At 61.2% G+C, this 12,803-nt stretch carries 11 protein-coding genes and 1 pseudogene; 3 read left to right on the forward strand and 9 right to left on the reverse strand.

Annotation, left to right across the window (positions count from 1 at the left end):
• Positions 1 to 2 precede the first annotated feature (2 nt).
• Both G559_RS0104760 and G559_RS0104765 read right to left on the reverse strand, forming a co-directional pair.
• The gene (locus G559_RS0104760) at positions 3 to 911 is read right to left on the reverse strand and encodes an NAD(P)-dependent oxidoreductase (RefSeq protein WP_028627150.1); all 909 of its coding nucleotides are present in this window, start codon (positions 909 to 911) and stop codon (positions 3 to 5) included.
• 24 nt (positions 912 to 935) lie between these two features.
• Positions 936 to 1,724 (reverse strand): SDR family NAD(P)-dependent oxidoreductase, encoded by a 789-nt coding sequence (locus G559_RS0104765; protein WP_028627151.1) that lies wholly within the window; start codon positions 1,722 to 1,724, stop codon positions 936 to 938.
• A gap of 308 nt (positions 1,725 to 2,032) precedes the next feature.
• Between G559_RS0104765 and G559_RS0104770 the strand changes: the two genes are divergently transcribed.
• On the forward strand, positions 2,033 to 3,403 hold the full coding sequence (locus G559_RS0104770; protein WP_028627152.1) for an MmgE/PrpD family protein: 1,371 nt from the start codon (positions 2,033 to 2,035) through the stop codon (positions 3,401 to 3,403).
• Between the two features lie 51 nt (positions 3,404 to 3,454).
• Here the strand turns inward: G559_RS0104770 and G559_RS28470 are convergent, their stop codons facing one another.
• Genes G559_RS28470 through G559_RS0104785 form a run of 3 tightly spaced genes read right to left on the reverse strand, consistent with a single transcriptional unit; the run spans position 3,455 to position 6,170 of the window.
• Positions 3,455 to 4,099, reverse strand: coding sequence for an alpha/beta hydrolase (locus G559_RS28470; protein WP_036996905.1), 645 nt, complete (start codon positions 4,097 to 4,099; stop codon positions 3,455 to 3,457).
• Between the two features lie 11 nt (positions 4,100 to 4,110).
• Entirely contained in the window at positions 4,111 to 5,067 is a 957-nt protein-coding gene (locus tag G559_RS0104780) for a VOC family protein (protein ID WP_028627153.1), read from the reverse strand.
• Positions 5,068 to 5,114: 47 nt separating this feature from the next.
• A complete protein-coding gene (locus G559_RS0104785) occupies positions 5,115 to 6,170 on the reverse strand; it encodes a maleylacetate reductase (RefSeq protein WP_028627154.1) in 1,056 nt (351 codons plus the stop codon).
• A gap of 179 nt (positions 6,171 to 6,349) precedes the next feature.
• On the opposite strand from G559_RS0104785, the gene G559_RS0104790 reads away from it, so the two are divergent.
• Complete coding sequence (locus G559_RS0104790) at positions 6,350 to 7,957, forward strand: AMP-binding protein (RefSeq protein ID WP_155945673.1); 1,608 nt, start codon at positions 6,350 to 6,352, stop codon at positions 7,955 to 7,957.
• On the forward strand, positions 7,954 to 9,126 hold the full coding sequence (locus G559_RS0104795; RefSeq protein ID WP_028627156.1) for a CaiB/BaiF CoA transferase family protein: 1,173 nt from the start codon (positions 7,954 to 7,956) through the stop codon (positions 9,124 to 9,126). Before G559_RS0104790 ends, G559_RS0104795 begins: the two co-directional genes overlap by 4 nt.
• A 39-nt stretch (positions 9,127 to 9,165) precedes the next feature.
• Here the strand turns inward: G559_RS0104795 and G559_RS0104800 are convergent, their stop codons facing one another.
• The 4 genes and pseudogenes from G559_RS0104800 to G559_RS0104815 form a co-directional block, all read right to left on the reverse strand.
• Positions 9,166 to 10,122 carry a PDR/VanB family oxidoreductase gene (locus G559_RS0104800; protein WP_028627157.1) on the reverse strand — a complete coding sequence of 319 codons (957 nt, stop codon included), beginning with the start codon at positions 10,120 to 10,122 and terminating at the stop codon, positions 9,166 to 9,168.
• Between the two features lie 54 nt (positions 10,123 to 10,176).
• Positions 10,177 to 10,980, reverse strand: coding sequence for an alpha/beta fold hydrolase (locus G559_RS0104805; RefSeq protein WP_051246412.1), 804 nt, complete (start codon positions 10,978 to 10,980; stop codon positions 10,177 to 10,179).
• A gap of 196 nt (positions 10,981 to 11,176) precedes the next feature.
• A pseudogene (locus tag G559_RS0104810) lies at positions 11,177 to 11,593 on the reverse strand (formaldehyde dehydrogenase, glutathione-independent); the annotation flags it as partial.
• Entirely contained in the window at positions 11,527 to 12,801 is a 1,275-nt protein-coding gene (locus tag G559_RS0104815) for a malic enzyme-like NAD(P)-binding protein (RefSeq protein WP_028627160.1), read from the reverse strand. The pseudogene G559_RS0104810 and the gene G559_RS0104815, both read right to left, overlap by 67 nt.
• Between the last annotated feature and the right edge of the window lie 2 nt (positions 12,802 to 12,803).

A 12,803-nucleotide genomic window follows, 5' to 3' on the forward strand; every position in this document is an offset into this window, starting at 1 on the left:
CCTTACTGGGCTTTGGGGCAGGTGGGGACTTCGACGCCAGCCCACTGCTCGATCAGGCAGACCATGCGAGTGAAGTCGGCGTTGTCGCCGAATGCGGCGCGCGTCATGTTCAGGACCTGACGCACGGCACTGCCGACTGGCATGGGGACGCCCATGGCTTCGGCTTCGTCGAGGCACAGGCGGGTGTCCTTCAGCGACAGTGCGGTGGTGAAACCGAAGTCGAAGGTACGTGGCAGCACGGCGCGGGGCAGCTTGTCGGCGGTGGCGCTGTTGCGGCCGCTGCCGGCGTTGAACACATCCAGCATGATCTGCGGATCCAGGCCGGCCTTCACACCCATGACCAGTGCTTCGGACGAGACCGCCAGTGCGGTGACGGAAACCAGGTTGTTGACCAGTTTCATGGTTTGGCCGAGGCCGGGCGCTTCACCGCAGAAGATGACCTTGCCGAGGTTCTGCAGAATCGGCAGCAGTTCGTCATAGACAGCCTTCGGGCACGAGGCCATCAGTGCCAGGGTGCCTTTCTGGGCGCCGGCGGCACCGCCACTGACCGGGCAGTCGACGGCGACGATGTCGTGTTTGGCCAAGGCTTCGGCCACCATCTTGGCGGTACGCGGACCGGTGGTGGAGAGATCCACGAATACGCGGACCTTGCCACCGGCTGCTACGCCCTGATTGCCGAGGGCGACTTTCTGGACGACGTCGGGGGTCGGCAGGCTGGCGAACACGATTTCCGCTTGCGAGGCTACAGCGGCTGGATCACTGGCGCGCTTGGCACCAAGCGCGACCAGGCGCTCGACGGCGGCGTCGTTGAGGTCGGATACGGTCAGGTCGAATCCGGCTTGTGCCAGGCGGATGGCCATGGGCTCACCCATGGTTCCGAGGCCGATGAAGCCGATGCTGGGTTGGGACATTGCTTGGGGTCTCCCTGGAGTAAATCAGCTGGCCAGCCAGCCGCCATCGACCGGCAACATGGCGCCGGTGATGTCGGTGGCAGCTTCGCCGCACAGAAAAGCGATGAGTTCGCCGACATGCTCGGCCTGGTTGAAGCGCCCCGACGGCTGCTTGCCGGCAAGGAAGCGGCGTACGGCTTCTTCCTCGCTAAGGTTTTCACTCTGCCGCAGAGCCTCTACGCGAGCGGCGATGGAGGGCGTGAGGGTCGAGCCTGGCGAAACCGAGTTGCAGGTGATGCCGTAGTCGAGGTTCTCCAACGCAACGACCCGGCTGAAGCCGAGCAGGGCGCTTTTGGTCGTGACGTAGTCAACGCGGTTCGGCGTGCCGCGCATGCCGTAGATGGAGGTCAGGTTGATGATTCGTCCCCAACGACGCTCGCGCATGCCGGGCAGCACGAGTCGAGTGGCATGAAAAACAGCCGACAGATTGACCGCTAAGGCGCGTTCCCATGCGTCGACCGGAAACTCGTGGATTGGGGCGAAGTGCCTTGTCACGGCGTTGTTAATGAGGATGTCGATGCCGCCTAACTCGGACGCTGCCGATTCGACTAGGGCTTGCACGCCGGCTTCTGTCGTCAGGTCGGCTTGCTGGTAGCCGACGTGCGCTTCGTGGCGCGCGCTTAGTTCTGCGCAACGCTCTGCCATTTCGGCCGCCGGAGCGCGGCCATGCAGCACTACGCTACAGCCAGACTTGGCCAGGCTTTCGCCAATGGCGAGTCCGAGTCCTGCCGCTGAGCCAGTGATAAGGACACGTTTGCCTGCGAGCGGTCTCATTGCGACGTTGCCTCCGCTCCAGGTTTGCGTGGGGAGGCGGAGCCTTTCGACACTGCCAAGACAGGGACTGCCACTGGCGAGTGGAGCGAATCGAGCATTGGGTTGCCCTCATTTCTTGTAGATCGGCCGTCCCAAGCTGAGTCGACCGCGTGATGTTGTGGAGAGCAGATTTGCGCTTAGAGGTGGTTGCAGACACCTGCCGAAAGATAGTGACGAGTGGGTCGACAGCGCCTGCCGATGGATAGGTGCCCGCTGGGGGGCGGGTAACTACTGTCAGGTTCTCTAGGGACCTGCCAGGAGAAACCCCCATGCAAGAAAGCGCTGCGACCGATTCGGAAGTGCCAGACGTAACGAAATTGATTGCCGAGTTTGTGGAGTTCACGGACTGGGTCGACCTGCCCGAGACGATTCGTCATGAGGCCAAACGCGCCTTGGTGAACTATTTCGCCGTCGCTTTGGCGGGATGCTGCGATCCGGATATCAGTAAGACCCTGCGGTTACTTAGACAGCTGCGCCCTGGTGGCCAGCAAAGCGTCGTTGGTCGCTCCGAAAAGATGGACATGCTGGATGTGGCTTCGCTCAATGCGATGAGCGCTAACGTCTACGATTTCGACGACACCCACATCCCGACCATCATTCACCCTACCGCGCCTGTTGCTGCTGCGCTCTTCGCCCATGCCGAACGCTCTTCGATATCCGGGCAGCAGTTTCTTCTGGCACTGGTCCTGGGAATCGAGGTGGAGTGTCGGTTGGGTATGGCGCTGCATCCTTGGCACTACCAGCGTGGCTGGCATATCACGTCCACCTGCGGTGTCTTTGGTGCTGCGGTAGCTATCGGCAAGCTCCTTGGACTCGATGCGCGTCAACTGGCATGGGCATTGGGGAACGCCAGCGCACAGGCCTCGGGACTGGTGGAAACGTTGGGTAGTGCCTCCAAGAGCCTCAGTGTCGGTAACGCACCGCGCAATGGCATCCTGTCCGCACTGCTCGCCCAGGAAGGTTTTGCCGGGCCAACGCACCCTCTTGAAGGGGCGCGTGGCTTTCTACGTGTGATGGGCGAGCAGCCCAGGTTCACCGAGCTTACAGAGGGGCTTGGGGAGACTTGGGCGCTGTCTGCAAATACCTACAAGCCCTATCCCTGTGGCGTTGTACTCAACCCGGTGATCGAAGCCTGTCTGGCCTTACGAAAGGAGCAAGGTTGGTCGACTGCCGAGATCCGCCGAATCGAGCTCACAGGTAATCCCCTATTGCGGCAACGGACCGACCGTCCAAGTATTCGACTGGGGCGAGAGTCCCAGGTAAGTGCCCAGCATGCTGTTGCTGTGACGTTGGCAACGGGGAAGGCCGGTCTGGAGCAGTTCAGCGACGACGCGGTGTCCAACCTTGCTCTGCGAGCGCTCTACCCGTTGGTCGAGTTCAAGGATGACCCGTCCTTCTCCGTGGAGGCGGCGGAGGTCAGGATCTGGTTGGCGTCGGGCCGGACGCTGGTTCATCGGATCGGAACAGCCAAAGGGGGCCTTGCAGTCCCGCTGACTGACCGAGAGCTCGAAGACAAGCTGAGGGAGCTCGCGGCGTATGGCGGATCGGGGTGTGCGGTGGAGCCGTTGCTGGAGGCGATTTGGTCTCTGGATCGGATCGAAGATGCCGGCGCTCTGATGAGTCTTGCGGTGCCGCGCTGAAACAAAAAATGGCCACCCTGAGGTGGCCATTTTCGTGGTGCGATTGCTGATTCAGGGATTCAGTGCGCGTTGCAGCAGTGCTCGGCCCAGGTCGACTTCCTCGTCATTGACTTGGTGATCACGCCCCGGATAGACGTGCAGTTCGGCTTCAGCTCCCATCGCCTGAAACACTTCCAGCGTTTCTTTGGTTCGCTGCAGCGGCACCCAGGGATCGAAGTCGCCGTTGCTGAGGTGAACGGGCGTGCCATCCAATGTGCGAGATCGATCCCATGCGGTTCCTTCCGGACCGACTAAGCCGCCAGTAAAAGCGATCAGTCCACCCCAGCGCTGCGGGTGACGATACACATACTCGCAGGCCAGGCAGGCGCCCTGAGAGAAACCAAGCAGGACGATTCGCGAACGTGGAATGCCGCGCTCTTCCAGTTGGACGACTTGAGACTCCAGACGCTCCAGAGCGAAGTCCAGAAATGGCTGGTTGTTTTCCAGCGGAGCCATGAACTTGTCCGGGTACCAGGATTTGCCGGCAGCCTCGATGGCGGTGTACGACACTCCCGGCAGATTGATTCGACCGGCGATTACGAACATATCGGCGGGGCTCTGAGTGCGCCCGTGAATCAGGATGACGGCGGAGTCCACGACCTCGGGCGCGGGGCCCGAGGCGTGAGTGGGAAGGTGGAGATGGATGTTCTCACTCATCCGTTCCGGCCTCAGTACTTCAGCGGTTCGAGGTAGGCGGCAATTTCCTGGGCGCGAGGGCCCAGTTGCGGCGGGATCTGGATGGTCTTGCCGAGGTCCTCGAACGCTTCGTCCACGAGGAAGCCTTCAGGCTTGGAAACCGACGCTTCGAACAGGGCTCCGCCCGGGGTGCGCACGTAGACGGAATCGAAGTAGCCCCGATCCTTGCGATCGGACACGTCGGTGTACCCGAGGCCTTCGAGATGAAGCTTCACGCTCTTCTGGACTTCGAGGTCAGCGACTTCGAATGCGCAATGGTGAACGGTGCCTTCGCCATAACTCCAGGAGCCCTGCGGAAGTTCCGGCTGAAGCTGGAAGTCGATGATGGTGCCGGAGCCGCCATTGCCCACCTCGTAGCGGGAGAAGGCACCATCGGTTTCCTGGAGCTGACCGGTCCAGCCGTAGTGCATGAATTCTGCGGAGTTCTCCAGATCGCGAACCGAAACGGTGATGCCGTGGGTGCCGCGGATGCCGAACTCGGACGGAATCACACCGTTGGAGTAGGGTTTGCGGTCATCGTCGCTGATGCCGACCAGCTCGTAGCAGATACCGCACGGGTGGGCGAAGTGCAGCAGTTGCTCACCGAAACGCTCCTGGAATTCCGGTTTGAAGCCATGGCTTTCCAGGTGCTTGGCCCAGAAGGCCAGGGAGGATACCGGCACGGACAGGGCGAGGGTCTTGATCTGCCCGCTGCCCGGTCGGCCCATGCGGCCGGATTGGCGCATCGGGAAGCAGGTGATCAGGGTACTTTCTTCGCCGGTGTCGTTGCCGTAGTAGAAGTGGTAGATCGGCTCGGTACCGTCGTACAGGCCAGTCTTCTTGACGCTTTTCAGGCCCAGCACCTTGGTGTGGAAGTCGTAGTCTTCCTGAGCGCCGCCGACGTTCAGGGTGATGTGGTGGTGACGCAGGATGTGTGGATTGAGTTCCATGGCGTTCTCCTATTGTTTTGTTAGTACTTCTGAACGTGGTACTTCGGTTACGGACGATTGCCGTTGAAGGCGTTCTCGAGCAGCTTGCGAATGGCTACCGGCTCGATGGGGCGCGGATTCCAGTACGGTGACGAGCAAGCAATTTCCACGGCGCGCGCAAGATCGACTTCCTCCATCCCGATATCGGCGAGGCGAGTCGGTGCTCCGTTGCTGGCAGCGAGGTCGAAGAGTCCCTGCGCTGCGTTGTCCACGCCCAGGGCGCGGGCAATGCGAGCCATGGCCTCAGGTGCCGCATCGGCGTTGTAGGCGGTGGCGTGGGGAAGGACGACGGTATGGGTCTCTGCGTGGGGCAGGTCGAAACTGCCGCCCAAGGTGTGGCACAGCTTGTGGTGGATCGACATGCCGACCGCTCCCAGGCACACGCCGCATGCCCAGGCGCCAAACAGAGCGTCAGAGCGAGCCTCCTTGTCTTGCGGATCCAGCTGGATGCGCGGCAAGGCCCTGCCGATGGCTGCGATACCTTGTTCAGCGAGCATCGAGATCAGCGGGTTGGCGTCTTTCGAGTAGAGCGCCTCGACGGCGTGGGCAATGGCGTTCATGCCGCTGGTGACGGTCATTTGAGCCGGCAGAGTAAGCGTCAGGTCAACGTCGTAGATGATGACCTCTGGCAGCACTTTGAGGGTACGCTGGGTGGTCTTCAGGCCGTTTTCGGTCTGGCCGATGATGGGAGTGGCTTCCGATCCGGCATAGGTGGTCGGAATGACGATCTGGGGCAGATCGGTGTTCAGCGCAATGGCCTTGCCCAGACCAATGGTGGAACCGCCTCCGAGGGCTACCACGCAATCGGCGCCGCTGCTTTTCACGACCCCCAAGGCATCGCGCGTCACCTCGACCGGGGTGTGCATGGTGGCATTGTCGTAAAGCCCTACGGCGAGCTCACCCAACTTGGCAACCAGGGCCTCGCCGGATGCACGCTGGTGCGGGGTGGTCAGCACGAGAGCCCTGGAGCAGCCGAGGGCGCGAATTTCTTCCGCAACCTGGGCCAGGGTCCCAAAGCCGAAGATGACCCGTGAAGGAAGGGCGTTGTAAATGAAAGGCTGCATATCGCGATTCGTCTCCCAATGCTGAACGTGCCGTCAGGGCACTTTGTTGTTCATGCAGATTGGTGGGGCGAACCCGGTCAAACACCTGCCGAAAGATAGTGATGGATCCCTATCGGCAGATAGGTGAATCGGTGTTGTGCGGACGACAGGATCGCGTGAGCGACCCTCGGAGAAGAACAATGACGAAAATGCCGGTTCAACCGCTTCTACCCACCTGTCAGGTGTGCGATTTGCTGCATCTTCGGGCCAAGCAAACACCTGATCGTGTGTTTGCCATGTTTGTGCCTGGTGACCAGTGGAGCTATGCGCAGACTCTCGACGAAGTAAGGCGCAGCGCTGCCGGAATGCAGCAATTGGGTGTCCAGCCGGGGGAGCTTGTGCTGGTCTGGCTCGGTAATGGTCCCGACGCACTGCGAACCATGCTGGCAATCAACTACCTGGGCGCAGTTGCCGTCCCCATCAATACCGCTTACCGCGGCGCATTGCTGGAACATGTGCTGAGCAATACGGCAGCCTCTCTGATGATCTGCGACGGCCGTTTGCTGGATCGTCTGGCAGGCGCGCAGCTCGCACGACTTCGCAGGGTGGTGGTCATGGGGCCAGAGCGCATGGATATCGCCGGTGTAGAACTCCTGGGTGGAGAGCTGCTACTCGCGGATAGCGAGCCGGAGCCTATCTCCTGCGAGGTGCAACCGTGGGACAACGCAGTGGTGATCTACACCTCGGGCACCACCGGTCCTTCCAAGGGCGTGTTGTCCTCGTATTTGCACCTGTGGACCACCGCCACGGCGTTTCGCCATCTCGACGACAGTGATCGCAGCTTGGTCAGCCTGCCCCTGTACCACATAGGTGGAGTGCTGGGGTATTACTGTGCACTTCTCACCGGGGGATCTCTGGTATTGGTGGAATCCTTCAGCGTGAGTCGTTTCTGGCAGGTGGTGCGGGAGTACGGGGTGACCAGTACCGGGCTGCTAGGCGTGATGCTCCCTTTCCTGCTCAAGCAGTCGCCATTCCAGGGCGACCGCGAACACAGCTTGCGCAGCGTCCTGGTTGCTCCTCTGGACGAGGGCGCTTCGGCATTTGCCGAACGCTTCGGCGTCGACATCTATACCGAATACAACATGACTGAGTTGTGCATGCCGCTGTTCAGCGAAGCCAACCCCGGCGTGCTTGGCACGTGTGGGCGTCTTCGTGAGGGCGTGGAGCTGCGCATCGTGGACGAGCACGATTTCGAAGTGCCCGTTGGCGCGGTGGGGGAGCTGATCGTACGTTCCGAGCATCCGTGGGCTCTCAGCCATGGGTACCTGAACAATCTTGAGGCCACCGCGCGTGCCTGGCGCAATGGCTGGTTCCATACTGGTGATGCGTTTCGCTGCGATGCGGATGGCAACTACTTCTTTGTCGATCGGCTCAAGGATGCATTGCGTCGCCGAGGCGAGAACATCTCATCCTTCGAGGTAGAGGCCGCAATCCTGGCCCATCCGGCGGTACGCGAAGTGGCCGTTGTGGGAGTGCCCAGCGAAGTGGCGGAGGATGAGGTCATGGCTGTACTGGCGTTGGCCCCGAACCAGGAGCTGAGCCCTGAACAGTTGATTGAGTTCCTCAAGCCGCGCCTTGCCGATTTCATGATTCCCCGTTATCTCCGCTTCATGCAGGAGCTTCCCAAGACCCCGACTCACAAGGTGCTCAAGCATGAGCTGCGCGGACAAGGCGTCACCGCCGATTCCTGGGATCGCGAAGGTTCGGAGATAGTCGTCCGACGGCAGCGGTTGGAGGTTCGGTCATGAAAGCCCAGGGACCACTTCGTGGAATCCGGGTTCTCGAGTTCACGGGTATGGGGCCGGCGCCTTTTTGCGCCATGCTCCTGTCTGACATGGGCGCCGAAGTACTGAGAGTCGACCGCAAGGGAGGGATGGACTGCGACACCTTCTGCGTCGAGTCGCGCGGAAGGCGATCGGTTGCCCTTGATTTGAAAAAGCCGGAGGGGTGTGAGGCGGCATTGAGGCTGATTTCCCGGGCTGATGTGCTGCTGGAGGGGTTTCGACCCGGTGTGATGGAGCGCTTGGGATTGGGGCCAGAAATCGCACTGGCGGTGAATCCTGCGCTGATCTACGGTCGGATGACCGGTTGGGGGCAGAGCGGCCCCCTGGCTCAATCCGCAGGTCATGACATCAACTACATCGCGTTGGCCGGAGCTCTGCATGCGATCGGCACGGCCGAACGTCCCGCCATACCCCTGAACCTTGTTGGGGATTTCGGTGGTGGTGCGCTCTATCTGGCGATGGGGGTGCTCGCTGCGTTGCTGCATGTTAGGGCGGGAGGTGGAGGGCAAGTCGTCGATTGCGCCATGGTCGATGGCGTCGCCTCCTTACTCGGCATGATCTATGGACATCTTGCTAGAGCACACACGAGCCCGCTTTCAGAGGACTCCGCGGTGAATAGCGGCACCTGGCAGGACAAAAGGGCAAGCAACGTCATTGATGGTGGGGCGCACTTCTACAATACCTACGAATGTGCTGATGGCCGGCAGATTGCGATTGCATCGATCGAGCCTGCTTTCTATGCGGAACTGATTCGCCTGTTAGAACTACCGGCTTCCTTGTTCGACGAGCAAATGGATAGGGACTCGTGGCCGGCGCTACAGGCGCACCTGACAGAGCTTTTCCTTTCACGTACGCGTCAGGACTGGTGCGAGCTCCTGGAGGGTACTGACGTGTGCTTTGCTCCGGTGTTGAGCCTCGAAGAAGCGCCCATGCATCCCCACAACCTGTTTCGGGAGACTTTTATCGAACGTGACGGATTCATCCAGCCTGCGCCTGCGCCAAGATTTTCGGAGACACCGGGGGCGATCCAGGGGCCTCCGCCGCGCTGTGGGGCAGACAATCGTGAGGCGCTGGGGGATTGGGGGTTCAGCGATGTAGAAATTGCGGTGTTGGAGACGTGTCAGGCGCTCTGACAGGGAGAGGGAGTCGGTGAGCCGACTCCCTCTCACCATTCAGATATCCAGCTCGAGCACCTCGCTCTTGGCGCGGGAGACGCAGATAAGCATGCTCTTGCCCTCGGCCTTCGCTGTGTCCGAGAGGACGAAGTCCCGGTGATCAGGAGTGCCGGCGATCACGCGGGTTTCGCAGCTGGAGCACAGGCCTTCCCGGCAGGAGAAGGGGACGAAGTGCCCGTTGTCTTCGAGGACTTCCAGGATGCTTTTTTCTGGCGGTATCTGCAGCTCGTCCCCAGTGCTACGGAGAATGACGCGGAAGCCCTGATTTTCTGCATTCTCCTGGGTTTTGCCAGAGAACCACTCAAAGTGCACCTTGCTGCTGGGCCGATCCTGAGCCGCGGCCTGGACTCGCTCCATAAGGGGAGCGGGACCACAGCAGTAGATGTGGCTGTATGACGGCATCGCTGCAACGGCGGTTTCGATGTCCAGCGGCTGGCCACCATTCTCATCCAGAAAATGGAAGATCACATGGCCTCCCCCGAGCTCCTGCAGTTCTTCGTAGAAGGCTGCTCGCAAGCGACTGCGGGTCAGGTAGTGGAGTGTCCAGGCTTTGTCGTTCGCGACACACCAGCGGATCATCGCCAGGATAGGCGTAATGCCGATGCCACCGGCAACAAAGCTGTAGTGGTCGCCATCCCCAACTAGCGGGAAATTGTTGCGTGGCGCGCTGATACGTAGTCGATCCCCGACCTTGAGACCACCGTGCAAGAGCTTTGAGCCGCCGCGGCTCTGCGGCGAGAGCCCCACACCAACTCGATAGCGGTTGCGCTCGCGGAAGTCATTACTCAACGAGTAATGACGAATCAGTCCATTGGGCAGATGTACTTCCAGGTGGGAGCCCGGTTCGAACGGTGGCAGATCTCGGCCTTGTGGATCGACCAGGTCAAAGCTCAGCACATCCTTGGCTTCGGCATTGATCGCCGCGATAACGGCATCGAGTTGTCCAGCAGACATGGGGTGTTACTCCAGAATCGGTAGGGTGCGGCGCCGGCGTGCCGGCGCTGCCGGTCAAGCCAGGAAGTCGGATACAGCCGAGCGGGCTTCACCCGACTCGTCGAGCACCAGGTGCCCGGCATTCGGGAAGAGCTTCACGTCGGCATGGGGTAGCAGTCGGTGCCAATGCTCAGCCTGGCCTGGAGGCACGATGCGGTCGTTCTCGCCCCAGATCAGCAAGGTGGGCATGCGGATGCGGTGCAGCCAGTTGGGCAGCTTCGGGTTGGTCATGACGCCGTTACGGGAGATGCGGGCGACCGAGCCCCCCTCTCTCATGCGCATGGTGCCGAACTCGTTGTCGGGCGCCATGGGCAGGAACGCAGCCAGCGTGGCCAGGTCGTTCACCAGGTAGGAGGGGATCTCCTCCGGCGGTATCACCATGAAGTCCGGCTGCGGGTATTCCTTCACGTCGAGGCCGGCCGGTGCGATCAGGACCAGCTTCTCGATCTGATGACCATGCTGGATGGCGTACTCGGCAGCCATGCGTCCGCCCAGGGAGAATCCGACCAGGTGAAAACGCTCCAGGCCCATCACATCGAATAGCTCCTGGTAGTGCTGGAGGTAGTCCTGAAGGCTGTCGAAGCTGGGATTGTCGCCAGACTGCCCGAAGCCTGGGTGATAGGGCAGGATCACGCGAAAGCGATCAGTCCAGGCGTGTGCGAAGTCGATGCCGTGCCAGGTGCCGCCGCCGTGCAGGAAGACCAAGGGTTCGCCTTGGCCGGCGGTGTAGACGACTGTTTCGCAACCATCGATCAAGTAAACGTGGCGTTCGAACCCGGAATGGTCGACTCGCGAATCGCCGAAGCTGTTATTGGACATTGTTGGCTCCTGGGACGCTTGTGGGGTGGATGGCACAAGAGTCGGCCAGGCGAAGAGATGCGGCACCTATCCTTGGATAGAGTCTTTGCTGGAGCGTCAGACGATCGAAAGCTGGGAGCTGTTGAGAGCTGCGGAGCTGAAAGAAAAACGCCGGAGACGCTTTCGCGTCTCCGGCAAACCAAGTAGCTGAATCAGGTTAGGCCGCGCTAAAGGTCTTGTGTGGGTCGATGACGAATTTCTTCGGCACGCCGGCATCGAACTCGCCGTAGCCACGCGGTGCGTCGTCCAGGCTGATGACTTGCACGCCTACCACTTCGGCGATGTTGATGCGGTCCCACATGATCGCTTGCATCAGTGCGCGGTTGTACTTCATCACCGGGGTCTGGCCGGTGTGGAAGCTGTGGGATTTCGCCCAGCCTAGGCCGAAGCGGATGCTCAGGCTGCCGATCTTGGCGGCGGCATCGGTCGCGCCCGGATCTTCGGTCACGTAGAGACCGGGAATGCCGATCTTGCTAGCCACGCGGGTGACCTGCATCAGCGAGTTGGTCATGGATTGCCATTGAACACGTCTTCCGCCGACTGCAGCGGGTAGTGCGCTGGATACGGCTGCGTGGCGACACCAGTCTCGATGGCGGCGCGTGCCACGGCATCGCTGACCACTGTGATCAGGCGTTTGTCCATGGGCTTCGGAATGATGTACTCACGGCCGAATTCCAGGGAATCCACACCGTAGGCCTCGCAGACGTCCTTCGGTACCGGCTGCTTGGCCAGGTCGCGCAGGGCGATGGCCGCGGCGATCTTCATCTCTTCATTGATGCGGGTGGCGCGCACGTCCAGGGCACCGCGGAAGATGAAGGGGAAGCCCAATACGTTGTTGACCTGGTTCGGGTAGTCGGAGCGACCGGTCGCCATGATGACGTCGCTGCGGGTCGCATGGGCCAGCTCGGGCTTGATCTCCGGGGCCGGGTTGGAGCAGGCGAAGACGATCGGGTTGACCGCCATGCGCTTGAGGTCTTCCGGGCTCAGCAGGTTGGCGCCAGAGAGGCCGACGAACACGTCCGCACCGTCGAGGGCTTCGGACAGGGTGCGCTTGTCGGTATCGTGGGCAAACATGACCTTGTACTGGTTCAGGTCGTCGCGTTCCGCATGGATCACGCCCTTGCGATCGACCATCAGAATGTTCTGGATCTTGGCGCCCATGCGCACCAGCAGTTTCATGCAGGAGATGGCGGCGGCGCCGGCACCGAGACAGACGATCTTGGCTTCGGCCAGGGTCTTGCCGACGATTTCCAGGGCGTTGAGCATGCCGGCGGCGGTCACGATGGCGGTGCCGTGCTGGTCATCGTGGAAAACCGGGATGTCGCACTGCTCGATCAGGGTGCGCTCGATCTCGAAGCACTCGGGGGCCTTGATGTCTTCAAGGTTGATGCCACCGAAGGTGATGGAAATACGCTTGACGGTGTCGATGAAGGCCTGAGGGCTTTCAGCGTCCACTTCGATGTCGAACACGTCGATGCCAGCGAAACTCTTGAACAGGACGCCCTTGCCTTCCATGACCGGCTTGGAGGCCAGCGGGCCGAGGTTGCCCAGGCCGAGAATCGCGGTGCCATCGGAAATGACCGCTACCAGGTTGCCCTTGCCGGTGTACTTGAAGGCCAGTTCGGGATCACGCGCGATTTCGCGTACCGGCTCGGCGACGCCCGGGCTATAGGCCAGCGACAGGTCGCGGGCGGTGACGGTCGGCTTGGTCAGCTCGACACTGAGTTTCCCGGGGCGGGGCTGTGCATGGTAGTCGAGAGCGGTAGTTCTCAGATCTGACATGG

It is taken from the genome of Metapseudomonas resinovorans DSM 21078 (assembly GCF_000423545.1).
Classification (GTDB): domain Bacteria; phylum Pseudomonadota; class Gammaproteobacteria; order Pseudomonadales; family Pseudomonadaceae; genus Metapseudomonas; species Metapseudomonas resinovorans.